Below are 23,969 nucleotides of genomic sequence, written 5' to 3' on the forward strand. Positions count from 1 at the left end.
TAGCTGATACGAAATGAGTCTAAGCCGCGAAGAACAAGGCCTCTAAGGTTGAATCAGTAGGAAGTTGCTGCCGGGTTTTGCTGGAGCAACTGTAAGAAAAGCGACACGTCATCTCGCCATACTGAAATAAAACCGGCACGCATTTGACGCTCAGGAATAACAACAAAAGGCAGTCAGCCATGTTCAAACATTCGAAAGTACGTCAGGCGGGACTCATTCTGTTCGCCACCACACTGATTCTGATCTTGCCCAATTTAACCAAGGTTATTGGGTGACACCTCCACGCCCACATGCCGTGCATTCACAGCACCGGGTCTGCAGTTTTTGGCAGCGCCTGCAAGGACATTGCGCATAGCGGTCCTGCAGGGGCTGTCTTTTTGCGTGCAGATTTGCGGTATCGTGAGCAGCATCGCCACTCGACACCGGGCCCTTTCTTGAAAGCCATCCTTGCCCTCCTCGCCTTGCTCATCAGCCTCCCCACTGCGGCGGCCCAATTGACCATCGAACTCGACCACTCCCGCAAGACCTGGCAGACCGCCGACTTGCTCAAGCACCCGCAAGCGCAGACGGTGCAGATCGCCGATGACGTCTCCTACAAGCGCAGCATGAGTTATCGCGCAGTGCCGCTGGCCGTACTCCTACCTGGCTTGAAACCCGAGAGCCACGTGCAAGCGGTGGCCCTGGATGGGTTCGCCGCCGAACTCACCGCCGCGCCGTTGCTGGAACACCAGGGTGCACGCGCCTGGCTGGCGGTGGAGGATCCTGCTCAACCATGGCCGGCGCTGGCAGATGGCAAACCCGGTGCAGGGCCGTTCTACCTGGTGTGGACCAACCCGCAAGCCGGGGCTATCAGCCCTGAGCAGTGGCCATTCCAGATTTCCGCGATCAAACAGTTGAAGACAGTGGCGGAGCGTTTTCCGGCGTTGTTGCCGGATCCGAAGCTGGCGGCCAACGACCCGATCAACCAGGGTTTTGCCCTGTTCCAGAAAAACTGTCTGGCATGCCACCGCCTCAATGGCGCCGGAGACGCCCAGGTGGGACCGGACCTGAATATCCCCTACAACCCCACCGAGTATTTTGGCGGTGATTTCCTCAAGCGCTATATCCGCGACCCGCAGAGTTTGCGGCATTGGCCGCAGGCGAAGATGCCGGCGTTCGCGGCCAGCGTGTTGCCGGACGGTGAGCTGGATCTGTTGGTGAGGTATTTGAAGCATATGGCCGGACGTAAACAGCAACCTTAAACATCCGGTGGTGAACGCCACGACACCCCGCTCGCCGCGACCCTATCATTGCTGCTGGACGGAAATCACCGGCGTCGGCGCCACGAACACCTTGGCATGCATCTGCTCATGCCCACCGCCCCGGCGCATGCCGCGCACCGGGCAAGCATCGAGGTAATCCAGCCCCACCGCCAGCTTCAAATGCCGCTCCGGGCGGGCCAGTTGGTTGGTCACGTCAAAACTGTACCAGGCGTCATCCAGCCAGGCTTCGGCCCAGGCGTGGCTGGCCAGGTGCGTGCTGTCCTCGGTGTATAAATACCCCGACACATACCGCGCAGGAATGCCCAGGCTACGCGCACAGGCCAGGAACGCGTGGGTGTGGTCCTGGCACACGCCCGCCCGGCCGGCGAAGGCCTGGGCGGCGCAGGTGTCGACTTCGGTCGCGCCAGGTGTGTAGGCCATCGCCTGGTTCAGCGCGTGCATCAAGTCGATCAACGCCGTGCGGTCGCGCCGTTGATGGCAGTGCTGTTCGGCAAAACCACGCAAGGCGTCATCAGGTTCGGTCAGGCGGGTGCACCGTAGGAACGGGAACGCCGATTGGCTCTCGTGCTCGGCCTCACGCAGCTCGTCAATATCCACCTGGCCACGCGCGCCAATGATGATGGCGTCGTGGGGCTCATCCAGGGTCAACACATGCAGGATGTTGCCGAACGGGTCCACCTGGGCACGCACCGGGCGCGGCAGGTCGAGTTGCCAACTGAGCACGTGCTGGCGCTCGCTGTCATGGGGCGTGAGGCGCAGGTACTGGATGCTGGCGCGCACCTGGTCTTCATAATGGTAGGTGGTTTCGTGGCTGATGGAGAGTCTCATGCCGCCTCCAGGTAGGAACTGTAGATGGCGTCGCCCAACTGGCGGACCAAAGGGATAAAGTCGGTCAGCCAGGCGTGCAGGCCTTCCTCAAGGATTTCATCGATGGCGGTAAAGCGCAGGCGCGCATCCATCTCGGCAGCCAGGCGCTGGGCCGGGCGGCCGTTGATGCCGGGCAGGCTGGCGAGGATCTGGTCGATCTCTTCACTGCAGGCACGCAACGAGCGTGGCACATCGGCGCGCAACAGCAGCAACTCGGCGACTTGCCGCGCGCCAGGCGCATCGCGATAAATCTCGGTGTAGGCCTCGAACGACGACAAGGCGCGCAGCAAGGCACTCCATTGATAGTAGGCGTGGGCCGTGCCATCGGTGACAGGCTCGGCGCGGTCACCGGCCATTTCATAGCGGGCGTCCAACAGGCGCAGCGTGTTGTCGGCGCGCTCGATAAAAGTGCCCAGGCGGATAAACCGGAAGGCGTCGTTGCGCATGATGGTGCCGTAGGTGGCGCCACGGAACAGATGGGAGCGTTCCTTGACCCACTCACAGAACCGGCTCATGCCATAACGGCTGAGGCCCTGCTGGGCGATATCGCGAATATCCAGCCAGGTGGCGTTGATGTTTTCCCACATATCCGCGGTAATTCGCCCACGCACGGCATGGGCGCTGGCCCGCGCCGCACCGAGACAACTGTAGATGCTGGCCGGGTTGGCCGCGTCCAGCGCAAAAAAGTGCAACAGGCGTTCGGCGTGCAACTGGCCGTGACGCTCGTGGTAATCCTCCAGGGTGCCGGTAATCAACAACGGCATGGCCAGTTCATGCAGGCCATCGCCGCGCCCATCCTGGGGCATGAGTGACAGCGAGTAGCTGACGTCGAGCATGCGTGCGAGGTTTTCGGCACGCTCCAGGTAGCGCGACATCCAGTACAGATCCGAGGCAGTTCTACTCAACATGGCATCATTCCTCGACCACCCAAGTGTCTTTGGTGCCGCCGCCCTGGGACGAGTTGACCACCAGCGAGCCTTCGCGCAAGGCCACGCGGGTCAGGCCACCGGGGACTACACGGGTCTCCTTGCCGGACAACACAAATGGGCGCAGGTCGATATGGCGCGGCGCAATGCCGTTTTCGACAAAGGTCGGGCAGGTGGATAAACACAGGGTCGGCTGGGCGATATAGGCGTGGGGCTTGGCCTTGATACGCGCACGGAAGGCTTCGATTTCCGCTGCCGTGGACGCCGGGCCTACCAGCATGCCGTAGCCGCCGGAGCCCTGGGTTTCCTTCACCACCAGGTCCGGCAGGTTGGTGAGCACGTGGGACAGTTCGTCGGGCTTACGGCACTGGAAGGTCGGAACATTCTTCAGGATCGGTTCTTCATCGAGGTAAAAACGGATCATCTCGGTGACGAAGGGGTACACCGACTTGTCATCCGCCACCCCGGTGCCGATGGCATTGGCCAGCACCACATTCCCGCAGCGATAAGCCGCGAGCAGGCCGGGCACGCCGAGCATGGAGTCCGGGTTGAAGGCCAGGGGGTCGAGAAACGCATCGTCGAGGCGACGGTAGATCACATCCACGGCCTTTGGCCCATCGGTCGTGCGCATGAAGACGCGATCATCACGCACGAACAGGTCGGCGCCTTCCACCAGTTCCACCCCCATCTCACGGGCGAGAAAGGCATGCTCAAAGAACGCGCTGTTAAAGCGACCCGGCGTCAATACCACCACGCTGGGGTTATCCAGGGGGCTTGAGCTTTTCAGGGTGTCGAGCAACAGGTTGGGGTAGTGATCGATAGGCGCGATGCGCTGGGCAGCGAACAGTTCGGGGAACAGGCGCATCATCATCTTGCGGTCTTCGAGCATATAGCTGACGCCGCTGGGCGTACGCAGGTTGTCTTCGAGCACGTAGTACGTACCGTCTCCATCGCGTACGAGGTCGACGCCGGAGATGTGGGAATACAGGTCGCGGTGCAGGTCCAGGCCCTGCATTGCCAGCTGGTATTGCTCGTTGGCCAGCACCTGTTCGGCAGGAATGATCCCGGCCTTGATGATGCGTTGCTCGTGATACAGGTCGGCGAGAAACATGTTCAGCGCCTTGACCCGCTGGATGCAGCCGCGCTCTACAATCCGCCATTCGCTGGCGGGAATGCTGCGCGGGATGGTGTCGAAGGGAATCAGGCGCTCGGTGCCCTGCTCGTCCCCGTAGAGGGTGAAGGTGATCCCGGCGCGGTGAAACAGCAAATCGGCTTCGCGCCGGCGCTGGGCCAGCAGTTCAGGCGGGGTTTCGGCCAGCCAGCGGGCGAACTCGCGGTAATGCGGTCGGACCTGGCCTGCCCCATCGTACATTTCATCGTAATAAGTGCGGATCATGCCGAACTCCTTGTCACCCGGGCGAAAGAACCGTCGCAAGGCCCGTGCCAGCGGCATAAACACTTAGAAATCAGTGAGTTGAATTAACCACGCAATCTGCTCGCACCGTCCTGGTGCGCAGAATGCCCGGTGCACTGCCCGACGCTTCATCGCAATGCGGGCTTTGACTATCAACAGCATAGTCAGAGTTGATTTCACTGCCCGGCGCAGGCTGCGGATAATCGGCCCCATCTGCTGAACTGCCTTCAGCGCTCCGCTCTTCCCTTTAAGCCACCCTCATGGGTGGCCTTTTTTTTGGTGCATAAAAATAGCGCGCAAGTTCCGAGTAATTTTCCCACCTCACAAACAAAATCGGCCGACCCAAAGGTCAGCCGATACGCTGCGTTTCTCATACTTCAAGTCGCTACATGGGTAACCCACGCACCTCCTGCTTCACGCCCCATCCTTCGATGATCCCACCCAGCGGCTCGACCACCGCCCCGAAGTCTTGCTCGAAGTCTCCTATGCCGTCGTAGGTCGCAAACATGACTTTGCTCAGTTCCAGGTACCAGGCGCCATCGTCGCGCGCACTCACCTGGGCATTCAGGGATTCCCCGCGAAACTCACCCGCCGCCCTGCGCGCCCGTTCCTCATCCGGGAAAATGGCGTAGAACTCGATGGGGTGAAAACGCGAAAAGTCGAAGCCGCCTTCTTTCATGCGGCGCAGAACGTTGGTGCTGATGTCTTCTTGATAGGCTGTGCTCATGAAAAGTGCTCCTCGAATTGATGGATAGACTTTCCGTGCTTCCCGAAGCCCACGCCGCAATGGCGTGGGGACTACGGCAACAACATCACCGCTGGAAAACAAGCATGTAGCTGACAAGACCAGAACTAGCGATTCATTCGCTGATCTCGTTTGCAGAGTAGCGCGAAGCTATCACCTCCACCAGAGGCGCTTGGATGGCTTACAGGGAATGTTCAGGCGGCGGGAGAGATGTCGAGGATCTGGATACTGTTCTGGTCTTTGAGGATCTTGACCGTCGGCTCGGGCTTGCGGCCCTCCAGGTCATTGAGGTCCAGTTCGGCGGCGACGGGCACCAGCTTGTTGCGAATCATGCGCGCAGCGTCTTCGAGGCTGGGCTTGTGTTCGCAGGTGAACTGCTCCACGGACTGCACGCCGTGATCATCAACGAAGGTAATTTGCCACGTTTGCATCGGTGCCTCCTCGATAAAACCCATGTGTGGGCTTACACGTATCTGGACCTTGAGCGCTGGACAAACGTTCCACTCAAGGCCGGAGGCACCGGATCAACTGCAGTTATTTTTCTGCGTGTTGTTTCAAGGCTTTCAAGGTGTTGAACGGGGCGTCCACCACAAACTTGTTGGCCAACCACGAGGGCACGCTGCCGCCAGGCTCGGTGTGCACCTGGTAGGTGACTTCGGTCAGGTTGTCGCCTTTGGGCACCAGTTTCCAGAAGCCGTCCACCTGGGCGACGCGCACGTAGCCTTTTTCTTCAGGCTTGTAGGTGGGGACACCTTCAAGTTTACGAGTCAACGTGCCATCGGCGGCCTTGGTCGTGGTGATATGCAGGTAAGAGTCACGATCCGTCACAGGGAACGGCGCTTTGAATTGGGTGTAGGTCCAGCTCTCGTCGCCCTTCTTGTCGACCAGTTTCTGGGACTTGCATTCGTGGATCCAGGCGCACGCACCGGCAACGTCTTCCTGCAGCGCGACAATCTTGGCCACCGGCGCCTTGATCGTGGTGACCCCGCGATACGCCTTGTACTTGGAGCCGGCAATTTCGCTCAGGGACACCTTGATACCGTCTTCGTCCTTGGCGACTTGCCAATCCTCAGCCTGGGCAGTGGCAGCAAACAACACTGTAAAACCGCACAACACAGCCATTCGTTTCAGCGAACCCATTGTTGTATTCCTTATTGTTGAAGTTCCGATAGTAAAGCCCATCAAGCCGCCGTCATCTGCTCCCACCAGCCGATCAAGCGGATCGCATCGGCCTGGTCGGTGCCGCAGACCTCGAGATCTGCCTTGAAATCACTGCACACCGCCGGTCGCTCCGGCTGGCCGAACAGCAGGCATAGTTGTTCGACCGACAGGTGCAAGCAGCGTTCGCCGGCGGGCTTGCCTTGTGGCATGCCCGGTAATGGCGAACTGATGGAGGGGGCGATGCAGCAAGCGCCACAGCCTTCACGGCAATTCATGACCAGCAAGTCCTCGACGACTCAATGTGGATGGCGGGGCTAGAGTACGCCCTAAAACAGCCGTTTTAAAATGGGTTAACAGGGGTTTTTCGCAGAAAACAAAAGTGACTGACCAGTCTGCGACAGATGGTCGAGGGCACGCGTCACGTTTGCGGGAAAAGTTTACTGCTTGAACTCGAACTCCAGCGCGGCGCCTTCCACTTCGCGTCGTTCTTCGTTGCGCAGTTGCAGCTTCATTTCGTTGCTGAGCAGACGGCCGTTGATCTGGAAGGCGCTGTTGTCGGCGGGCTTCTCACCGAACATCGGCGGCAGCAAGGGCACACTTTTGGGTTTGGGCATGGTGCCGATAGGCTGCAAGTGCCTGACCATATCCGACGGCAAGGACAGGTCCAACTGTGCCGGTGGCAATTGTGTCTGCGTCACCTCGCGAGATGCCTTGGACTTGCTGGCTGCACGTTTTTTGGCGGCGGCGGTGGGTTTCTTCACCGCTGGCGCTTTTTTTACGGGAGCCGGTTTTTTCGCGGGGGTCTTCTGCTCGTTACTGGCGGCTGGCTTGGTTTCGCTCACAGGGGCTGCCGCCAGCACTGTGCCGACGTTGCACAGGCTTAACAGGCCAATTACCAGAACAGCGCGAAAAATACAGGTCATATCGCCTACAGCATTAACGGCAGAGGGCCATATGCTCGCTTGTTGTGCGCGGCATGACAAGCACGGTGATCAGCGCGCTATAGGATTTGTCCCCTTTCCGAGCGTCAGAGTCCTGCTGCCGTTTCCTGGCATAACTGGCTGGCCAGCATCCCCAACGTCATCAGCGCCCGCTCTGCCTCGCGGTTCCACGGGGTGCCGCAGTTGAGGCGAATGCAGTGATTGAACTGCTCCGTATTACTGAAGATCAGCCCCGGCGCAATACTGATGCCCTGTTGCAGTGCGCGCACGTGCAGTTCCTGGGTATTGACCCTTCCAGGCAAACTGACCCACAGGATGAAGCCGCCCGTCGGACGGGTCATCTGAGTGCCTTCCGGGAAATACTGCTGCACGGCCAGTTGAAAGGCGCTGAGGTTCTTGCGGTACTCCTGGCGGATGTAACGCAGATGCCTGTCGTAGCCGCCATTTTCCAGGTAAGCCGCAACGCCCATCTGCGTGACACTGCACGCGGAGTGGGTGCTGAACATCTGCAGGCGCTGGATCTCCTGCTGATACTTGCCGGCGATCATCCAGCCAATGCGCACACCGGGGGACAGCGTCTTGGAAAAGCTCGAGCAATAGATGACCCGATCCAGGCGGTCATAGGCTTTCAGCGCCTTGGTGCGGCCCAGTTCGAACATCAGCTCGCCGTAGATATCGTCCTCGACAATCTGGATGTCGAAGTCCGAGGCCAGGCGCAGTAACTGTTTCTGCCGTTCCTCGGGCATCGTGCCGCCCAGCGGGTTGCTCAGGCGCGTGGTCAGCACCAGGGCCTTGATCGACCATTGGTTGGCCGCCAGCTGCAGGGCCTCCAGGCTCATGCCGGTGGACGGGTCGCTGGGAATCTCGATGACCTTGAGGCCCAACAGATCGGCCAGTTGCAGCAACCCGTAATAGGTCGGCGATTCAGCGGCTATCAGGTCGCCTGGCCGCGTCAGCACCCGCAGGGACATCTGCAACGCGTCGACACAACCGTGGGTGATCACCACTTCGGACGGGTCCACCACCACACCCGCATCGCGCATGCGGATCGCCACTTGGCGGCGCAGGGGTTCGAAACCGGGGCTGAACATGTAGCTGAACGCACGTGGGCTCTGGAAGCGCGTGACCTTGGCCAGTTGCTGGTGCAGGGCGCGTACAGGCAGGTAGTCCACGCTCGGCACCGCGGCGCCCAACGGAAACACTCCCTCGCGACGCGACTCGCCCAATACCTGTTGAATGATGCTGCTGCGGGTGACCAACCCAGGGCGCTCGACCCGTGCAATATCCGGCGTCGGCGCCGTGAGTGCTGGCGTCTGGTGCACGTAATAGCCGGACTGTGGCCGCGCCCGGATCAGCCCCTGGTCTTCCAGGTTGGCATAGGCCTGCAACACCGTCGCGTGGCTGACGTTCAACTGCGAACTCATCTTGCGCACCGACGGCACGCGCTCGCCCGGTTGATAGACACCGCGCCGGATATCCTCAGCCAGCTGCTGGGCGATACGTTGGTAAAGCAACAGATTGGTCATGACGCAGCACTCGATTTCACGGGTATTTTATTTTTGTGTGAAACATACCGGCACAGTTTAGAAGTGTACGGGGACAGTTGCCACAATAGTCGAGCGCGCGTTGTAGTGACAGTAAAAACTGTGAGGGTGCACACCAAAAAATGTGGGAGGGGGCTTGCCCCCGATGACGGTGGGTCAGCGACAGATTTGCTGACTGATGCACCGCTATCGGGGGCAAGCCCCCTCCCACATTCAGAGCTGCTCCAGGCTACTATCGGGCAGCGCCCAGTTGGCCTTTTTCGTCAGAGAAGACGATTTCAACGCGACGGTTCTGTGCCCTGCCCCGCTCGGAGGCATTGGCCTCCACCGGGTACTGGTCGCCATACCCTTCCACCTGGATGCGTTTTTCGTCGATGCCCAGGTCGACCAGCACATCAGCCACCGACTGCGCGCGGTCGCGGGACAGCTTGAGGTTTTCCTGCTCGCCGCCGGTGTTATCGGCGTAGCCCTCGATACGCACCACACGCTTGGGGTTCAGTTGCAAGAACTGCACGATCTTGAGCACTGTACGGTTGGCCGAGTTCTTCAGCTCGGCGTCACCGGTGTCGAACAGCACATCGCCCAGGGTCATCACCAGGCCACGATCGGTCTGGGTAGTGGTCAGGCTGGCGATCTGTTCTTCAAGCCATTTGCCCTGCTGCTGCACGCTGCTCAGCTTGCTTTCGCGCAAGGCCAGTTGCAGGCGCTGGCGCTCCAGTTCGAGCTTGGCGCCGCGCTCCTGGTTGAGCGCCTGTTCGGTGTGTTCGCGGGCAATGGCGCTATAGCGCTGGCTCAAATAGGCGTAATGCACCACGTCGGCACCGCTGCCCCAGTAGCTGGACATGCGGTCGGCACGGGCCAGGGACTCACCGGCGCGGATCACGTCCTTGGGTGCAAAGCGCAACACATTGGCGTCTTCCTTGACCTTCTGGAAATCATTCCCGGCCTGTTGCAGGGCCTGTTCGCTGTCGGGATGGCTGGCACAACCGCCCAATACAGCAGTGCCCAACAGCAGCGCACAGCTCAAACCACGGATCATCGGGCTCATTGGGCGTCCCCCAACTGCAGTTGCTTGCGCAGGCGAGTGATGCGGGTGTTGAGCACGTTTAACTGCTCCTGGCTCTTGCGGGTCAACACTTTGGCTTCTGCGAGCCGCGCGTCCAACTCGGCTTGCTCAAAGCGCATGCGTGCATTTTTGTAGGACTGGTCAGCCATGCTCGACTTGGCCCGGGCGAATTTCTCTTCGGCCAGTTTCAGTTCGGGCGATTCATCAGGGTTGGCGCCAACGGCGCTGGCTTGCTCCAGGGCTTGCTGGGTGAGGCGAATTTGTTCATTCGGCGCAGGATCAGCTGCACATCCCGCCAGAGCGACAACGGCGAGGGCCGCGAAAAGAGGTCGAAGAGTCACTGAAAATCCCTACTTTGTTGGGGTGCCGACGGGTTGTTGCAATTGCGCTTTCCAACGTTCCAGATTGCGCTGCAACGCGGCTTCCGTCACACCAGACCCGGGCAATTCTGTCATCTTTTTGGCGAGCTGTCCGCGCAACCACGGATCGTTGCAGGCCGAGTTGTGGGAAATCGCCAGGTACAGGCCCGGCTGATCGACGGGCACGTCGCGGGCGATCAGGTCGTTGCTCATGCCCAGGGTCTGCGCCATCGCCATGCCGGAATAGCGTCCGGCGAGGACATAGTCGACCTCTCCCAGCAGCAGCTTCTGGAACGCCGGCGTCAGGGACGCCAGGCGTTGCAGGCTCAATTGCTGGCCGGCGAAGCTCTCGAAGGCGGCACTCAAGCGCGCACGTTCCGACACCGCGCCTTTGTGCCCGTGCAGGTCGGCCGCCGTGGTGTAGACCAGCGCTGAATCCTTGCGCGTCCACACCAGGTAGTCGAGCTGCACCAGGGCCGGGTGAATGTAGTCGAGGGTTTCCAGCTCGCCCAGGTTCAGCGGCGCATCGGCGAGGATATCCATGCGCCCGCTGCGCACCTCATCCAGGGCCAGCGGGCGTTTGCCGCCATAGAGCAGGTCGACTTTCAACCCGAGGTCCTTGCCCACCTGTTGCAGCACGTCGGCGGTGGCGCCGATCAGGTGCGTGGGGTCTTGCGGGTCACGCCAGAGCAGGGGCGGCGCGTCCGGGCTGCCGGTGACCACCAGGCGGTCGCATTTGCCGGCGGCCAGCGCCAGGCTCGGCAGCAGTGTGAGGCCCAGCAGTACAGCCCAGGGGCGCAATTCCATGGCGTGTGTCTCCAGCAAGTCAAAAAAAAGCCCGGTCACTAGGACCGGGCTCTTTATAAGTGAAGCGACTGGATTAGACCAGCTTCTCCAACTCAGGGACGGCTTCGAACAAGTCCGCCACCAGGCCGTAATCAGCCACCTGGAAGATCGGTGCTTCTTCGTCCTTGTTGATCGCAACGATCACTTTGGAGTCCTTCATACCGGCCAAGTGCTGGATCGCGCCAGAGATACCGACGGCGATGTACAGCTGTGGCGCAACGATCTTGCCGGTCTGGCCGACCTGCATGTCGTTGGGTACGAAACCTGCGTCGACGGCCGCGCGGGAAGCGCCGACCGCAGCGCCCAGCTTGTCGGCCAGGGCGTACAGGTGCTTGAAGTTGTCACCGTTCTGCATGCCACGGCCGCCGGAAACGACGATCTTGGCAGCGGTCAGCTCAGGACGGTCCGACTTGGCCAGCTCTTCGCCTACAAAGCTGGAGGTGCCAGCGTCGTGGGCAGCGGCGACGGCTTCAACGGCAGCCGAACCACCTTCAGCGGCAACCGGGTCGAAACCGGTGGCACGCACGGTGATGACTTTGACCGAAGCGTTGGACTGTACGGTAGCGATAGCGTTACCGGCATAGATCGGGCGCTTGAAGGTGTCGGCGCTTTCGACCGAGATGATCTCGGAGATCTGGTCAACGTCCAGCTGCGCGGCAACGCGTGGCAGGATGTTTTTGCCGTTGGAGGTGGCGGCAGCCAGGATGTGGCTGTAGCCAGCGCCAAGCTCTGCAACCAGAGGCGCAACGTTTTCCGGCAGTTGGTGAGCGTAGGCCGCGTTGTCGGCGACCAGTACTTTGCTCACGCCAGCGACTTTCGCAGCGGCTTCAGCCACCGCGCCAGCGCCCTGGCCCGCAACCAATACGTGGATATCACCACCGATTTTCGCAGCGGCAGCCACGGTGTTCAGGGTGGCCGGGGCCAGCACTTTGTTGTCGTGTTCTGCGATTACCAAGATAGTCATGGTTAGATTACCTTCGCTTCGTTTTTCAGTTTCTCGACCAGTTCAGCCACCGACTTGACCTTGATGCCCGCGCTGCGTGCAGCCGGTGCTTCAACTTTGACGGTCTTGTTGGTGGAAGCGGTGGAAACGCCCAAAGCTTCCGGAGTCAGCGACTCAAGCGGCTTCTTCTTGGCTTTCATGATGTTTGGCAGGGACGCGTAGCGCGGCTCGTTCAAACGCAGGTCGGTGGTGACGATGGCCGGCAGTTTCAAAGAAACGGTCTGCGCGCCGCCGTCGATTTCACGGGTGACAGCCACGCTGTCGCCGCTCACTTCGACTTTGGAGGCGAAGGTACCCTGGCCGTAACCGGTCAGCGCAGCCAGCATCTGCCCAGTCTGGTTGTTGTCGCTGTCGATGGCCTGTTTGCCGAGGATAACCAGCTGAGGCTGTTCCTTGTCGACAACGGCTTTGAGCAGCTTGGCCACGGCGAGGGAGGTCAGCTCTTCAGCGGACTCGACCAGGATGGCTCGGTCGGCGCCCAGTGCCAGGGCGGTACGCAGCTGCTCTTGAGCAGTGGCAGGACCGATGGAAACCACGACGATTTCAGTCGCCACGCCTTTCTCTTTCAGGCGTACGGCTTCTTCCACGGCGATTTCGCAGAACGGGTTCATCGACATCTTGACGTTAGCGAGGTCGACGCCGGAATTGTCCGCCTTGACGCGAACTTTCACGTTGTAATCGACAACGCGTTTGACAGCTACAAGAACCTTCATGGATTCCTCGTTACTCTCCGGTGAAAAGAAAGTCGCCTAGGCGAACCTGGCGGTTGATGCTCATCGGCACACAAGGGCACCTCCAAAAACGCAGGCGGCGACCTTGCTCACGGGAAATGATGACCGTTCGTCAGGGGTGACTGAGAGGTCATTCTTTATCGCAGCGTGTAAACTGCGCGCCAATGGTTGGGCACGCGTCACCTGTCTTGCTTTTGGACGTGCTCTTGAAACCTGCTGTCTGCCTACGGTAAGCGCAAAACCGACCGTATATTGACCGGAACGCCTATTCTGGTCAATACGGCAAAATAGCCAGTCATAAGCCGCACCACTGTGATTTATCTAGCCTGCGGGCAATTCAAACAAACGTTTGTATTGGACGCTGCCAGTGGTGTAGATATAATGCGCCACCTAGAGAGAAAGGTGGGTCTTGCCGTTGCCGCAAGACAACACCGAACCTCCACCCATTAGAAAAAAAGCCTGTTGAGCCTTGAGTAGGAGATAGCCTGTGGAACGCGAATACATGGAATTCGACGTGGTCATCGTCGGCGCTGGCCCGGCGGGACTGTCTGCCGCCTGCCGCCTGAAGCAGAAGGCCTCCGAAGCCGGTAAGGAAATCAGCGTCTGCGTGGTCGAGAAAGGCTCCGAAGTCGGCGCGCATATCCTCTCCGGTGCCGTGTTCGAACCCCGCGCCCTGAACGAACTGTTCCCGGACTGGAAAGAACTCGGTGCGCCGCTCAACACTCCGGTGGTACGCGATGACATCTATGTACTGCGCAGCCCCGAAGCCTCCACCAAGGTCCCTGACTTCTTTGTGCCCAAGACCATGCACAACGAAGGCAACTTCATCATTTCCCTGGGCAACCTGTGCCGCTGGCTGGCCCAGCAGGCCGAGAACCTGGGCGTGGAAGTCTACCCAGGCTTCGCCGCCCAGGAAGCGCTGTTCGACGAAAACGGCGTGGTGCGCGGCATCATCACCGGTGACCTCGGCGTCGATCGCGAGGGCAACCCAAAGGAAGGCGTCTACACCCCAGGCATGGAGCTGCGTGGCAAGTACACGCTGTTCGCCGAAGGTTGCCGTGGCCACATCGGCAAGCAACTGATCCAGCGCTTCAACCTGGACAGCGACGCCGACGCCCAGCACTACGGCATCGGCCTCAAGGAAATCTGGGAAATCGACCCGGCCAGGCACCAGCCTGGCCTGGTGGTGCACACCGGCGGCTGGCCGCTGGACATCATGAGCGCCGAGAACACCGGCGGCTCGTTCCTCTATCACCTGGAAAACAACCAGGTGGTGGTCGGCCTGATCGTCGACCTGTCCTACAGCAACACCTTCCTGTCGCCGTTCGATGAGTTCCAGCGCCTCAAGCACCACCCGGTGCTGGCCCAGTACCTCGAAGGCGGCAAGCGCATCAGCTACGGCGCCCGTGCCATCTGCAAAGGCGGCCTGAACTCGCTGCCGAAGATGGTCTTCAAGGGCGGCGCGCTGATCGGTTGCGACCTCGGCACCCTGAACTTCGCCAAGATCAAGGGCAGCCACACCGCGATGAAGTCCGGCATGCTTGCCGCCGACGCCGTGGCCGACCGCCTGTTTGCCGAATCCGAAGGCGGTGATGAACTGACCGCTTACGTCGACAGCTTCAAGTCCAGCTGGCTCTACGAAGAACTGTTCGCCAGCCGCAACTTCGGCCCGGCGATGCACAAGTTCGGCCCGATCATCGGTGCCGGTTTCAACTGGTTCGACCAGAACATCCTGGGCGGCAAGATGCCGTTCACCCTGCACGACACCAAGCCGGACTACGCCTGCCTCAAGCTGGCCAAGGACAGCAAGAAGATCGACTACCCGAAACCCGACGGCAAGCTGAGCTTCGACAAGCTGAGCTCGGTGTTCATCTCCGGTACCAACCATGAAGAAGAACAGCCGTGCCACTTGAAGCTGAAAGACGCGAGCATCCCGATCGGCACCAACCTGCCGCTCTACGATGAACCGGCGCAGCGCTACTGCCCGGCCGGCGTGTATGAAGTGATCACCCAGGAAGACGGCGAGAAGCGCTTCCAGATCAACGCCCAGAACTGCGTGCACTGCAAGACCTGTGACATCAAGGACCCTTCGCAGAACATCACCTGGGTTACGCCGGAAGGCGCGGGTGGGCCGACTTACCCGAATATGTAAGCTCGCGGCTCGAACAAAAAGGCTCCCAAATGGGAGCCTTTTTTATGCTGCGCGCTCTTCGCCGGGATTACGCAGGAAATAGCGTTTATATTCCCGACTGAACTGCGACGTACTCTGATACCCCACGCTATGCGCCGCCTGCGCCACGCCCATGCCGTCCACCAGCAGCAACTGCTGGGCCTTGAGCAGACGCAAACGCTTCAGGTACTGCACCGGCGACAACAACGTGCAGCGCTTGAAGTGCTCATGAAAGGTCGACGCACTCATGTGCGCATACCCCGCCAGCGTCTCGATATTCAGCGGCTCGGCGTAATGGGCATGCAGGTGATTCAACGACGTGGCGATGCGCGAAAACTGCCCCTGCTGTTCCACCAGCGCCCGCAACACATCCGCCTGCGGACCTCGTAAAGCGGTGAACAACACTTCCCGGACCCGCGCCGGCCCCATGATCCGGCTTTCCAGCGGATCGTGCAGACACTCCAATAGCCGTTCGACGGCACCGCGCATCGCATCATCGAGCATCACCGAACTCATCGACTCCAGCGTCTGCGCCGTGGGCGGCGGCCCGGCCTGAATGCCCATGGCCATCACCAATTCGCCCAAGACCACGCGGTCAATGCCCACCGTGACGCCATACAACGGCGCATCGGACCCCATGGCAAACGTCTCGCACTCAAAGGGCACCGGCATGGCCTGGATCAGGTAGTGCCCGGCGCCATACTCCAGCGTGCGCGGCCCCAGGTAGGCGACTTTGCTGCCTTGGGCCACGAACATCAGGCTTGGCTCATAAATCTGCGGCCCACGTGCCACGTCACAACTGGCGCGCAGCACTTGCACACCGGGCAGGTGGGTCGGGGAGAAACCGTCGCAGGGCGTAAGCCCCTCAATCAAGGCAACCAAGGTGGCGTTGGCATCGAGATGGCGGGTCAACAACATGGCAAAAAACTTCGCGAATAAGGGATGAGAACATCATCGCAGGTCTGGCGGCCAACGGATCCAAACCAGGGGCACTCCCGGACGAATAGGCATGAGACTCGGAGCATTTGCCATGTTCGCTCCCAGGGTCGGCGCGCAGAATGCGCCACCTCTACAGTCCAGGCTTTTGCGAGGTTTCCCCATGTACACCGCCATCGGTTATGCCGCCCAGTCGGCCACCACTCCCCTCGCCCCCATGTCCTTCCAGCGCCGCAGCCCGCGCGCCGATGACGTGGCCATCGAGATCCTCTACTGCGGCGTCTGCCACTCCGACATCCACCAGGCTCGCAACGAATGGGGCATCGCCGTATACCCGCTGATGCCGGGCCACGAGATTGTCGGCAAGGTCACTGCCGTTGGTGCCAATGTCACCGCGCACCAAGTCGGCGACCTGGTCGGCGTCGGCTGCATGGTCGACTCGTGCCGTCACTGCGACGCCTGCAAATCGGACCTTGAGCAATACTGCCTCGAAGGCCCGACCATGACCTACGCCACCCCGGACCGCGTAGACGGCAGCAACACCATGGGTGGTTACTCGGACAGCATCGTGGTCAGCGAACACTTCGTGGTGAAGATCCCGGCCAAGCTCGACCTGGCCAGCGCGGCACCGATCCTGTGCGCCGGCATCACCACTTACTCGCCGCTCAAGCACTACGGCGTGAAGGCCGGCGATAAGGTCGGCGTGCTGGGCATGGGTGGCCTGGGCCATATGGGCATCAAGTTCGCCAAGGCGATGGGTGCGGAAGTGACGTTGTTCACCCGCTCGGCAAGCAAGGCTGAGGAAGGTCGTCGCCAGGGTGCCGACCATGTGATCGTGTCCACCGATGCTGAGCAGATGAACGCCGCCGCCGGCAGTTTCGACTTCCTGCTGGACACCATCCCGGTGCAGCACGACCTGAACCCCTACCTCGACGTGCTGCGCTTTGACGGCGTGCATATCCTGGTGGGCCTGATCGAACCGGTCGACCCGCCCGTCAACGCCGCCAAGCTGGTGCTGGGCCGTAAAGTGCTGGCCGGTTCCTTGATCGGTGGCATTGCCGAAACCCAGGAAGTCCTGGATTTCTGCGCCGAGCACAACATCACCTGTGATATCGAAATGCTCGACATCCGCCATATCAACGAAGCCTACAGCCGCATGATTGCCGGCGATGTGAAGTACCGCTTTGTCATCGACATGGCGACCTTGAAGGCCTGATCAGGCCTTCGCGCCCAACTCTGCCGACAGCCGGGCTGCGACCTGTTTGACCACGGGGATCAGCTCGGCCATCTTCTCCAGCGGCATGTAGGGCACGGTACTGGCGATGCTGATGCCGGCGACGATGCGCCGGCTGGCATCGCGCACCGGTGCTGCTACGCAGCGGATCGACGGTTCGTTGTCTTCCAGGTCGAACGCATACCCACCCACGACGTATTCACGCATGCGCTGCTCGAACTGCGCCCAGGATTGTTCCGGGTGCTGCGGCCATTGCAGGCTTTTCCCACCCGCCGGCAGGCTGACGTCGTACAGGCGCTGCCACTCCTCCACCGTGTCATCCAGCAGCAATGCCTTGCCGATCCCGGTCCGCGCCAGCGGCATGCGGTGGCCGACCCGCGAGCGCATTTCCGGGCCATTGCGGCCGGGGTTCTTGTGCAGGTAGAGCACATCGTCGTATTCACGGATGGCCAGGTGGATGGTGTCACCGGTCAGCGCCGACAGCTCATCCAGATACGGAATGGCCAGGGTCACCAGTGGCAGCTCTTCGCGCGCCTGGAACCCCAGTTCGATCAATTTCGGCCCCAACAGGTAACCCACTTGCGGCACCACGCGCAGGTAACGCTCCTCCACCAGGCAACTGGCCAGGCGGTGGGTGGTGCTGCGAGTGGTGCCGATGCGCTTGGCGATCTCTTTCAGATCCCGCGCACCCGCCGCCACGGCCTGCACCACGCCCAGGCCGCGCAACAGGGTCTGGGTGCCAGTGGGGGCGGTATCTTTGACGGGGATGTGGGCGTTTTCCTGCATATCGGGCCTATTAGTGTGAAAGCGGGGGCATTATGGCAAATACCGACCCTCAATACAGTGGCGATCCAAATGTGGGAGGGGGCTTGCCCCCGATGGCGGCACATCAGAAAAACAGGTATCCACTGACCCACCGCTGTCGGGGGCAAGCCCCCTCCCACATTCGAATCTTCATAGGGCTCGGGATCAACGCTGTTTCATGCGGTCGATGATGACCGCCAGCAACAGGATCGAACCACGGATGACGTACTGGTAGAAGGTATCGATGTTCTTCAGGTTCATCGCATTCTCGATGATCGCCAAAATCAACACCCCGGCAATCACATGACGGATCATGCCGATGCCGCCACTCAACGACACCCCGCCCAATACACACGCCGAGATCACGGTCAGCTCGAACCCTTGCCCAATCATCGGCTGGCCCGAGGTCATGCGCGAGGCGAGAATCACCCCGGCCAGGGCGCCGATCAAGCCGTGCACGGCAAAGATGATGATCTTGGTGCGATCGACGTTCACCCCGGCCAGCAACGCCGCTTCCTGGTTACCACCGATGGCCATGGTGTTGCGCCCGTAGGTGGTGTAGTTGAGCAGCCAGCCGAAGAACACAAAGCACAGCACGGTGATGATGATCGGCACCGGCACGCCCATCAGCTGGCCGTTGCCGAACACGAAGAAGCCCTCATCCATCACCCCCACCGCTTTGCCGTTGGAGAAGATGTAGGCCAGGCCGCGCACGATCTGCATGGTCGCCAACGTCGCGATCAATGCATTGATGCGCAGCTTGGCGATGACGATGCCGTTGATCAGCCCCACCACCAGGCCCATGGCCAACGCTGCCGACACACCGAGCACCACGCTGTCAGTGTCGCGGATCACGATGCCCGCGACCACGCCGGCACACGCAATCACCGAGCCCACCGACAAGTCGAAATGCCCGGAGGCCAGGCAGAACAACATGGTGCACGCGGCAATGCCTACGGTGGAAATCGCCAGGCCCAGCCCACGCATGTTCAGCGGTGAAAGGAAGTTGTCGATAAACAACGCGCTGAGCACAAAGATGCTCAACGCGGCGAGCAGCATCACCCAGTCATCGAGGAATTTGCGCTGGTTGAAACCCGGCCAGAAGCCCTTTGCAGTTTTTACCTCGGACATCATTCACCTCGAATTCTTCAAGCCCGCGAACGCGGGAGAGCCAGTTGCAACAGCCGTGCTTCATCCGCCTGGTCGCGGGTGAGTTCGCCGGTCAGGGCGCCTTCGCTCATCACCAGGATACGGTCGGAAATCCCCATCACTTCCATCAGGTCGCTGGACACCACAATCACCGCAATGCCGCTGGCCGCCAGGTTATGGATAATCTGGTAGATCTCCGACTTGGCGCCGATATCGATGCCTCGCGTTGGCTCATCCAGCAGCAGCACTTTCATCGGCATCGACAGCCATCGGCCGAGAATGGCCTTCTGCTGATTGCCACCGGACAGGTACATGATTTTCTGTTCGGCGTTCGGCGTCTTGACCTTCATGCTTTTGATTTGCCGGTCGGCGTTGGCCTTTTCCCAACCGTCGCGCAGCAGCCAGCCGAACGCAGAGTGGGCGCCACGCGCACTGATATTGATGTTCTCGGCGACGCTGGATAGCGGAATGATGCCTTCCTTCTTGCGGTCCTCCGGGCACAGCAGCACCCCGGCGACGATGGCATCGCGGGGTGAATGCAGCCGCAGTGGTTGCCCACAGAGTTCCAGGCGTCCTGCGGTGCTGCGGGTCAAACCACTCAGCAGCCGAAACAGCTCCGTGCGCCCTGCCCCGACCAGGCCGAACAGGCCGAGAATCTCGCCCTTGTGTACCTGAAGGCTGACCGGCTCACGCAGGCCCGGGCCAAGCAAGCCCTCGACCTTCAGCGCCACCTCGCCCTGTTCACGCGGGCGGTAGTCGTAAATGTCCTGGATATCGCGACCCACCATGCACGTCACCAGTTGGTCGTGGGTCAGCGCGCTCATGTCCTCGAAGGTGCGCACGTAGCGGCCGTCCTTGAACACCGTGACGGCGTTGCAGATGCGGAACACTTCTTCCATGCGGTGGGACACGTAGAGCACCACTTTGCCCTCATCGCGCAGGCGGGTGATGATCGCCATCAGGCGGTCGATCTCCCGCGCCGACAGGCTGCTGGTGGGTTCGTCAAAGGCAATCACATGGGCGCCACGGGACAGCGCCTTGGCGATTTCCACCAGTTGGCGTTGCCCAAGGGAAAGCCGACCGAGCTTCTCATCCGGATCGATTTCATCCGCCAGCCCCTTGAGGCAGGCCAACGCTTGCTTGCGCAACTGGCTGCGGTTGACCACCCCGAAGCGCGTCGGCAAGTGGCCGAGGAACAGGTTCTCGGCCACCGTCATTTCCGGCACCAGGTGCAGCTCCTGGTGGATCACCGCCACGCCGCTGGCAATGCTGTCGGCGGCGTTTCGGAAGGCCATGGTCTGCGCGCCGATCTGCAGTGAGCCGCTGCTGGGCAGGTAGGCGCCGCCAAGGATTTTCAGCAGCGTCGACTTGCCCGCACCGTTCTCGCCCATCAACGCATGCACCTCGCGCGGCCGCGCTTCAAAGCTGATCTGCGCCAGGGCTTTCACACCGGGAAACTCCTTGCCGATGCCGTTGAAACGCAAGGCCGCGCCGGTCATTTCCACAGCCCGATCTTGGTCAGCTCTGCCTGGAAGTTGGCGCGGGTGATCAGCGTCACTTCGTCCATCGCCGTGTATTTCGCAGGCTCCTTGCCGGTGGTGACCCACTCGTACATCGCCAACGCGGTGTTGTAACCCTCGATATGCGGGCTGGGCAGCATGGAGCCGAAGAAACCGCTTTCAGCCTTTTTCAACTCGCCGATGGCGTCGGTGCCATTGATGCCGATGCCGATCACGTTGGCCGCCTTGAAGCCGGCGCTTTCGGTGGCGCGTACGCCGCCGAGCACGGTGTTGTCGTTCATGCCGCCGATGATCAGGTTTTTCGCGCCGCTGGGCAGCTTGACCAGCGCCGAGTTGGTGGCGTCCATGCTGCCGGGTACGTCGAGAGTCTTGGCGGCGGTGAACAGGATGTGGTCCTTGGGCATGCCGGCTTCTTCCAGGGATTTGACCGAGCCGTCGGTGCGTTTCTTGCCGGTGTCGAGTTCGTTATAGGTGTTGATCACCGCGTAGGTGTCCTTCCAATCCCAGCCGCGTTTTTTCGCCTCCTCCGCCATCGCGGTGCCCTGCTTCTGGCCCACTTCAAAGGCCGCCATGCCCAGGTACGGCACGTCTTCCATGAAGTTGCCCTTGGCGTCGACAAAGCGGTCATCCACAGCCATGACTTTCAAGCCATTGACCTTGGCCTTGGCCACGATGGCCGGGCCGAGGGACACGTCCGGCGGGCAGATCACAAAGCCCTTGGCACCGTTGGCGGCCAGGCTGTCGATGGCCGAGAGCGTTTTTTCACCATCGGGCACGGCGATCTTGATCACGGTAAAGCCGTGTTCTTTGCCGGCTTTTTCGGCGAAGGCCCATTCGGTCTGGAACCAGGGTTCTTCGGCCTGCTTGACCAGGAAGCCGATCTTCACTTCTTCGGCCGATGCAAAGCCACTGAAGGCAAGGGCGAGCGCGAGGGTGCCTAGAGTCTTCTTGAACATGAACCACCTCTTTCTTGTTATTGGAAAACGCGTTAGTCGTGGTACATCACAGACCGCCCGCCATCGATCATCAGGCAGGTGGCGTTGATAAAAGGCGCCTCGTCGGTCGCCAGAAACAGCGCGGTCATCGCCACCTCGATCGGCTGGCCGATGCGCTTGGGCGGGTGCAGGTCGAACGCACGCTGGCGCTCGGCGTGGGGGTCGGGGAAACCGTTCCAGTAGTCGACATTGAGTTGGGTTTCGATGTAGCCCGGCGCGATGGCATTCACACGGATGCCCTTGGGCGCGTATTCGATGCCGAGGGCGCGGGTCAGGCCAAGCAGGCCATGCTTGGCCACGGGATAGGGGAAGCAGCCGGGGATGATGTGGCTGGAATGGGTGGAGGCAATGTTGATGATGTTGCCGATGCCCTGCTCGATCATGTGCGGCAGCACCGTGCGGCAGCCGTACCAGGCGCCGTCGAGGTCGATGGCGAAGCAGCGGCGCCAGTCTTCGTCGGTCATCTCCAGCGGGTCGCGGAACACATTGACCCCGGCGCAATTGACCAGCACATCCACCCGGCCGAAGCGCTCGATGGCCACATTGACCAGCGCCTGCCATTGCTCCCTGGACGTGATATCGACCGGTTGCGCGTAGATCTCGGCGCCACGTTCACGCCAGTGGGTCGCGACGTTCTCGACCTTTTCACCCTGGATATCGGCGATGACCAGCTTCGCCTGCTGCGCCTGGAAACACGCGACGATCGCCTCGCCAATGCCCTGGGCGGCACCGGTGATGATCACCACTTTGCCTTTGAGCCGCTCGCCGTAGATGGGCTCGGGCACGGCGGGGAGTGACAACGGTTGTGCCTGCATCGCTTCACCTGTTTTATTTTTGGTAGTGAGTGCTGATGCAGCCGACTATAAACCCATCTTTTGAAACATCTCAATATATAAATTTGCATCCCATATAGTGAGCAAAGCACAAAAAAATGTGGGAGTAGGCAAGCCCCTCCCACATTTTGATTTTCAGCTAGCCCAAGGCGAAATCACGCAGCGCATCGCCTTCCATTCGGTAACGCACCCACTCTTCCTGCGGCTGGGCGCCGATGGATTTATAGAAGGCAATCGCCGGTTCGTTCCAGTCCAGCACGCTCCACTCGAAGCGACCGCAACCGTTGTCGAACGCGATCTTCGCCAGGTGGCGCAAGAGCTTCTTGCCTGCGCCGCCACCGCGTTGCTCCGGGTTGATGTACAGGTCTTCCAGGTACAGGCAGTTGCTGCCCAGCCATGTGGAATAGCTGAAAAAGAACACCGCAAAACCAATCGGCAAGCCATCGCGCAAACAGATCAGGCCATGGGCGGTCGCCCCTTCGCTGAACAGGCTGCGCTCGATGTCCACCACACTGGCGATCACTTCATGCCGGGCCTTCTCATACTCGGCAAGCTCGGTAATGAAAGTCAGGATCTGCGCAGCATCGCTGGGCACGGCGGGGCGAATCTCGATGGTCATGGGTGAGCCTTGGCAATTTCAAAGCACACATACTAAGGCGCTTTCGTGACGAGTTGCAGCGCATTTTCGTGGTCAATGGCACACAAAATCTTACAGGTGACACAAGACCGTTCGTCGCCATCAAGGCACGAACGTAGAACACCGGCGGACCAATAGAGGGTAAGGACATTCATCATATGGAGACACCCTCATGAAGCATTCCAAGTTTGCTGCCCTCGCCCTGGCTGGCCTGTTGTCTTCGGTTTCGCTGAGCGGTTTTGCAGCCACCTCCTCTACCGGCCCGACCAATCCGGACGCCACCAACGAGTCCCAGAAATCCATGGGCACCGGCCTGGACACCAATGGCGGAGCAGTCATTGACAATACCAATGCCGCCGACCCGCACACCCAGGGTCATGACACTCAACGCCAGGCGCCAGCCGCCGTCGGCAACGGCAAAATGGGTCCATCGATCAATGAACCCAAGATCAATAAGGGCGATGACTCGAACCTGCCCGGCGCTCCGAAACAACCTGCGCCCTGATCCAACCAACGCCTGACGAACACCCGATCATTTCCCAGTGAAGAGGTACGCATGAACGTCGACAAAGACCTTGAAAAAGAAGTCCTGACCCGCCTGCTGCACGCTCACCCTCAAGGGCTGGGCAAGGAGGTGTTGGATAACTACCGCGGAGAAAAAGTCGTCGCCAGTGCGTTGGCGTTCCTGCAGGATCGCGGCCTGATCAAGGATGGGCATGTGACCACCGACGCCGCCGGTGAGTATGCGTTGAACCTGCCGATCAAGCTGACGGCGTCGGGTGTGGATGAGGCGCGCAAGCTGGAGTCTGAAACGAGCCAGTAGCCT

The 23,969-nt window shown here is 60.6% G+C and carries 26 protein-coding genes; 5 read left to right on the top strand and 21 right to left on the bottom strand.

The genetic code is table 11. The features are described 5' to 3' along the window. Window positions 1–434: 434 nt before the first annotated feature. On the top strand, window positions 435–1,241 hold the full coding sequence (locus K5K89_RS22035; RefSeq protein WP_222540269.1) for a c-type cytochrome: 807 nt from the start codon (window positions 435–437) through the stop codon (window positions 1,239–1,241). 45 nt (window positions 1,242–1,286) lie between these two features. Here K5K89_RS22035 and K5K89_RS22040 read toward each other — a convergent pair whose 3' ends face one another. The 14 genes from K5K89_RS22040 to K5K89_RS22105 form a co-directional block, all read right to left on the bottom strand. After that, complete coding sequence (locus tag K5K89_RS22040) at window positions 1,287–2,090, bottom strand: transglutaminase N-terminal domain-containing protein (protein ID WP_093128108.1); 804 nt, start codon at window positions 2,088–2,090, stop codon at window positions 1,287–1,289. Then, window positions 2,087–3,037, bottom strand: coding sequence for an alpha-E domain-containing protein (locus K5K89_RS22045; RefSeq protein ID WP_071491441.1), 951 nt, complete (start codon window positions 3,035–3,037; stop codon window positions 2,087–2,089). The genes K5K89_RS22040 and K5K89_RS22045 overlap by 4 nt, the downstream gene beginning before the upstream one ends. A gap of 4 nt (window positions 3,038–3,041) precedes the next feature. Beyond that, window positions 3,042–4,451 (bottom strand): circularly permuted type 2 ATP-grasp protein, encoded by a 1,410-nt coding sequence (locus K5K89_RS22050; protein ID WP_222540270.1) that lies wholly within the window; start codon window positions 4,449–4,451, stop codon window positions 3,042–3,044. 403 nt (window positions 4,452–4,854) lie between these two features. Further along, the gene (locus tag K5K89_RS22055) at window positions 4,855–5,196 is read right to left on the bottom strand and encodes a ribonuclease E inhibitor RraB (protein ID WP_058427416.1); all 342 of its coding nucleotides are present in this window, start codon (window positions 5,194–5,196) and stop codon (window positions 4,855–4,857) included. A 212-nt stretch (window positions 5,197–5,408) separates the two neighbouring features. Beyond that, window positions 5,409–5,645: a hypothetical protein gene (locus K5K89_RS22060; protein ID WP_071491443.1), complete on the bottom strand. Its 237-nt coding sequence runs from the start codon at window positions 5,643–5,645 to the stop codon at window positions 5,409–5,411. 103 nt (window positions 5,646–5,748) lie between these two features. After that, a complete protein-coding gene (locus K5K89_RS22065; RefSeq protein WP_071491444.1) occupies window positions 5,749–6,354 on the bottom strand; it encodes an START domain-containing protein in 606 nt (201 codons plus the stop codon). 41 nt (window positions 6,355–6,395) lie between these two features. Further along, window positions 6,396–6,650, bottom strand: coding sequence for a YkgJ family cysteine cluster protein (locus tag K5K89_RS22070; protein WP_071491547.1), 255 nt, complete (start codon window positions 6,648–6,650; stop codon window positions 6,396–6,398). Window positions 6,651–6,812: 162 nt separating this feature from the next. Beyond that, on the bottom strand, window positions 6,813–7,298 hold the full coding sequence (locus K5K89_RS22075; RefSeq protein ID WP_058427420.1) for a hypothetical protein: 486 nt from the start codon (window positions 7,296–7,298) through the stop codon (window positions 6,813–6,815). A gap of 104 nt (window positions 7,299–7,402) precedes the next feature. Next, window positions 7,403–8,842 (bottom strand): PLP-dependent aminotransferase family protein, encoded by a 1,440-nt coding sequence (locus K5K89_RS22080; RefSeq protein ID WP_015885400.1) that lies wholly within the window; start codon window positions 8,840–8,842, stop codon window positions 7,403–7,405. 250 nt (window positions 8,843–9,092) lie between these two features. After that, entirely contained in the window at window positions 9,093–9,908 is an 816-nt protein-coding gene (locus K5K89_RS22085; RefSeq protein WP_093514574.1) for an OmpA family protein, read from the bottom strand. Further along, a complete protein-coding gene (locus K5K89_RS22090) occupies window positions 9,905–10,267 on the bottom strand; it encodes a DUF4398 domain-containing protein (RefSeq protein WP_092242594.1) in 363 nt (120 codons plus the stop codon). The genes K5K89_RS22085 and K5K89_RS22090 overlap by 4 nt, the downstream gene beginning before the upstream one ends. A 9-nt stretch (window positions 10,268–10,276) precedes the next feature. Beyond that, on the bottom strand, window positions 10,277–11,092 hold the full coding sequence (locus tag K5K89_RS22095; protein WP_222540271.1) for a substrate-binding periplasmic protein: 816 nt from the start codon (window positions 11,090–11,092) through the stop codon (window positions 10,277–10,279). A 73-nt stretch (window positions 11,093–11,165) separates the two neighbouring features. Continuing rightward, window positions 11,166–12,095, bottom strand: a complete 930-nt coding sequence (locus K5K89_RS22100) for an electron transfer flavoprotein subunit alpha/FixB family protein (RefSeq protein ID WP_058427425.1) — start codon at window positions 12,093–12,095, stop codon at window positions 11,166–11,168. A 2-nt stretch (window positions 12,096–12,097) separates the two neighbouring features. Beyond that, window positions 12,098–12,847: an electron transfer flavoprotein subunit beta/FixA family protein gene (locus K5K89_RS22105; protein ID WP_071491449.1), complete on the bottom strand. Its 750-nt coding sequence runs from the start codon at window positions 12,845–12,847 to the stop codon at window positions 12,098–12,100. 505 nt (window positions 12,848–13,352) lie between these two features. Here K5K89_RS22105 and K5K89_RS22110 point away from each other — a divergent pair. Then, complete coding sequence (locus K5K89_RS22110) at window positions 13,353–15,017, top strand: electron transfer flavoprotein-ubiquinone oxidoreductase (protein WP_222540272.1); 1,665 nt, start codon at window positions 13,353–13,355, stop codon at window positions 15,015–15,017. Window positions 15,018–15,059: 42 nt separating this feature from the next. Here the strand turns inward: K5K89_RS22110 and K5K89_RS22115 are convergent, their stop codons facing one another. Beyond that, a complete protein-coding gene (locus K5K89_RS22115; protein ID WP_071491451.1) occupies window positions 15,060–15,953 on the bottom strand; it encodes an AraC family transcriptional regulator in 894 nt (297 codons plus the stop codon). Window positions 15,954–16,134: 181 nt separating this feature from the next. Here K5K89_RS22115 and K5K89_RS22120 point away from each other — a divergent pair, with 181 nt between their 5' ends. Continuing rightward, a complete protein-coding gene (locus K5K89_RS22120; RefSeq protein ID WP_222540273.1) occupies window positions 16,135–17,187 on the top strand; it encodes an NAD(P)-dependent alcohol dehydrogenase in 1,053 nt (350 codons plus the stop codon). Here the strand turns inward: K5K89_RS22120 and K5K89_RS22125 are convergent, their stop codons facing one another. From K5K89_RS22125 to K5K89_RS22150, 6 genes are all read right to left on the bottom strand, one after another. Further along, window positions 17,188–17,991 (bottom strand): IclR family transcriptional regulator, encoded by an 804-nt coding sequence (locus tag K5K89_RS22125; protein ID WP_071491453.1) that lies wholly within the window; start codon window positions 17,989–17,991, stop codon window positions 17,188–17,190. 183 nt (window positions 17,992–18,174) lie between these two features. After that, window positions 18,175–19,140 (bottom strand): L-arabinose ABC transporter permease AraH, encoded by a 966-nt coding sequence (araH, locus tag K5K89_RS22130; RefSeq protein WP_028617559.1) that lies wholly within the window; start codon window positions 19,138–19,140, stop codon window positions 18,175–18,177. A 17-nt stretch (window positions 19,141–19,157) separates the two neighbouring features. Further along, window positions 19,158–20,657 (bottom strand): L-arabinose ABC transporter ATP-binding protein AraG, encoded by a 1,500-nt coding sequence (gene araG, locus K5K89_RS22135; RefSeq protein WP_222540274.1) that lies wholly within the window; start codon window positions 20,655–20,657, stop codon window positions 19,158–19,160. Beyond that, a complete protein-coding gene (locus K5K89_RS22140) occupies window positions 20,654–21,634 on the bottom strand; it encodes a substrate-binding domain-containing protein (protein ID WP_222540275.1) in 981 nt (326 codons plus the stop codon). Before K5K89_RS22140 ends, araG begins: the two co-directional genes overlap by 4 nt. 32 nt (window positions 21,635–21,666) lie before the next feature. After that, the gene (locus tag K5K89_RS22145) at window positions 21,667–22,488 is read right to left on the bottom strand and encodes an SDR family oxidoreductase (protein WP_092242578.1); all 822 of its coding nucleotides are present in this window, start codon (window positions 22,486–22,488) and stop codon (window positions 21,667–21,669) included. A gap of 157 nt (window positions 22,489–22,645) precedes the next feature. Next, the gene (locus tag K5K89_RS22150) at window positions 22,646–23,125 is read right to left on the bottom strand and encodes a GNAT family N-acetyltransferase (protein ID WP_010208407.1); all 480 of its coding nucleotides are present in this window, start codon (window positions 23,123–23,125) and stop codon (window positions 22,646–22,648) included. Between the two features lie 190 nt (window positions 23,126–23,315). On the opposite strand from K5K89_RS22150, the gene K5K89_RS22155 reads away from it, so the two are divergent. After that, window positions 23,316–23,648, top strand: coding sequence for a hypothetical protein (locus K5K89_RS22155; RefSeq protein WP_222540276.1), 333 nt, complete (start codon window positions 23,316–23,318; stop codon window positions 23,646–23,648). Window positions 23,649–23,699: 51 nt separating this feature from the next. Further along, window positions 23,700–23,966: a hypothetical protein gene (locus K5K89_RS22160; protein WP_058427435.1), complete on the top strand. Its 267-nt coding sequence runs from the start codon at window positions 23,700–23,702 to the stop codon at window positions 23,964–23,966. Window positions 23,967–23,969: the final 3 nt, after the last annotated feature.

The organism is Pseudomonas sp. DR208, assembly GCF_019823005.1.
Lineage (GTDB): Bacteria > Pseudomonadota > Gammaproteobacteria > Pseudomonadales > Pseudomonadaceae > Aquipseudomonas > Aquipseudomonas extremorientalis.

Bases quoted from the DNA above. Each gene is read 5' to 3' on its own strand.
- K5K89_RS22150 (WP_010208407.1), bottom strand. From the start codon at position 23,125: ATGACCATCGAGATTCGCCCCGCCGTGCCCAGCGATGCTGCGCAGATC.
- K5K89_RS22155 (WP_222540276.1), top strand. From the start codon at position 23,316: ATGAAGCATTCCAAGTTTGCTGCCCTCGCCCTGGCTGGCCTGTTGTCT.
- K5K89_RS22070 (WP_071491547.1), bottom strand. From the start codon at position 6,650: ATGAATTGCCGTGAAGGCTGTGGCGCTTGCTGCATCGCCCCCTCCATC.
- K5K89_RS22095 (WP_222540271.1), bottom strand. From the start codon at position 11,092: ATGGAATTGCGCCCCTGGGCTGTACTGCTGGGCCTCACACTGCTGCCG.
- K5K89_RS22065 (WP_071491444.1), bottom strand. From the start codon at position 6,354: ATGGGTTCGCTGAAACGAATGGCTGTGTTGTGCGGTTTTACAGTGTTG.
- K5K89_RS22100 (WP_058427425.1), bottom strand. From the start codon at position 12,095: ATGACTATCTTGGTAATCGCAGAACACGACAACAAAGTGCTGGCCCCG.
- K5K89_RS22105 (WP_071491449.1), bottom strand. From the start codon at position 12,847: ATGAAGGTTCTTGTAGCTGTCAAACGCGTTGTCGATTACAACGTGAAA.
- araG (WP_222540274.1), bottom strand. From the start codon at position 20,657: ATGACCGGCGCGGCCTTGCGTTTCAACGGCATCGGCAAGGAGTTTCCC.
- K5K89_RS22080 (WP_015885400.1), bottom strand. From the start codon at position 8,842: ATGACCAATCTGTTGCTTTACCAACGTATCGCCCAGCAGCTGGCTGAG.
- araH (WP_028617559.1), bottom strand. From the start codon at position 19,140: ATGTCCGAGGTAAAAACTGCAAAGGGCTTCTGGCCGGGTTTCAACCAG.
- K5K89_RS22145 (WP_092242578.1), bottom strand. From the start codon at position 22,488: ATGCAGGCACAACCGTTGTCACTCCCCGCCGTGCCCGAGCCCATCTAC.
- K5K89_RS22060 (WP_071491443.1), bottom strand. From the start codon at position 5,645: ATGCAAACGTGGCAAATTACCTTCGTTGATGATCACGGCGTGCAGTCC.
- K5K89_RS22075 (WP_058427420.1), bottom strand. From the start codon at position 7,298: ATGACCTGTATTTTTCGCGCTGTTCTGGTAATTGGCCTGTTAAGCCTG.
- K5K89_RS22055 (WP_058427416.1), bottom strand. From the start codon at position 5,196: ATGAGCACAGCCTATCAAGAAGACATCAGCACCAACGTTCTGCGCCGC.
- K5K89_RS22160 (WP_058427435.1), top strand. From the start codon at position 23,700: ATGAACGTCGACAAAGACCTTGAAAAAGAAGTCCTGACCCGCCTGCTG.
- K5K89_RS22125 (WP_071491453.1), bottom strand. From the start codon at position 17,991: ATGCAGGAAAACGCCCACATCCCCGTCAAAGATACCGCCCCCACTGGC.
- K5K89_RS22140 (WP_222540275.1), bottom strand. From the start codon at position 21,634: ATGTTCAAGAAGACTCTAGGCACCCTCGCGCTCGCCCTTGCCTTCAGT.
- K5K89_RS22050 (WP_222540270.1), bottom strand. From the start codon at position 4,451: ATGATCCGCACTTATTACGATGAAATGTACGATGGGGCAGGCCAGGTC.
- K5K89_RS22085 (WP_093514574.1), bottom strand. From the start codon at position 9,908: ATGAGCCCGATGATCCGTGGTTTGAGCTGTGCGCTGCTGTTGGGCACT.
- K5K89_RS22045 (WP_071491441.1), bottom strand. From the start codon at position 3,037: ATGTTGAGTAGAACTGCCTCGGATCTGTACTGGATGTCGCGCTACCTG.
- K5K89_RS22040 (WP_093128108.1), bottom strand. From the start codon at position 2,090: ATGAGACTCTCCATCAGCCACGAAACCACCTACCATTATGAAGACCAG.
- K5K89_RS22120 (WP_222540273.1), top strand. From the start codon at position 16,135: ATGTACACCGCCATCGGTTATGCCGCCCAGTCGGCCACCACTCCCCTC.
- K5K89_RS22115 (WP_071491451.1), bottom strand. From the start codon at position 15,953: ATGTTGTTGACCCGCCATCTCGATGCCAACGCCACCTTGGTTGCCTTG.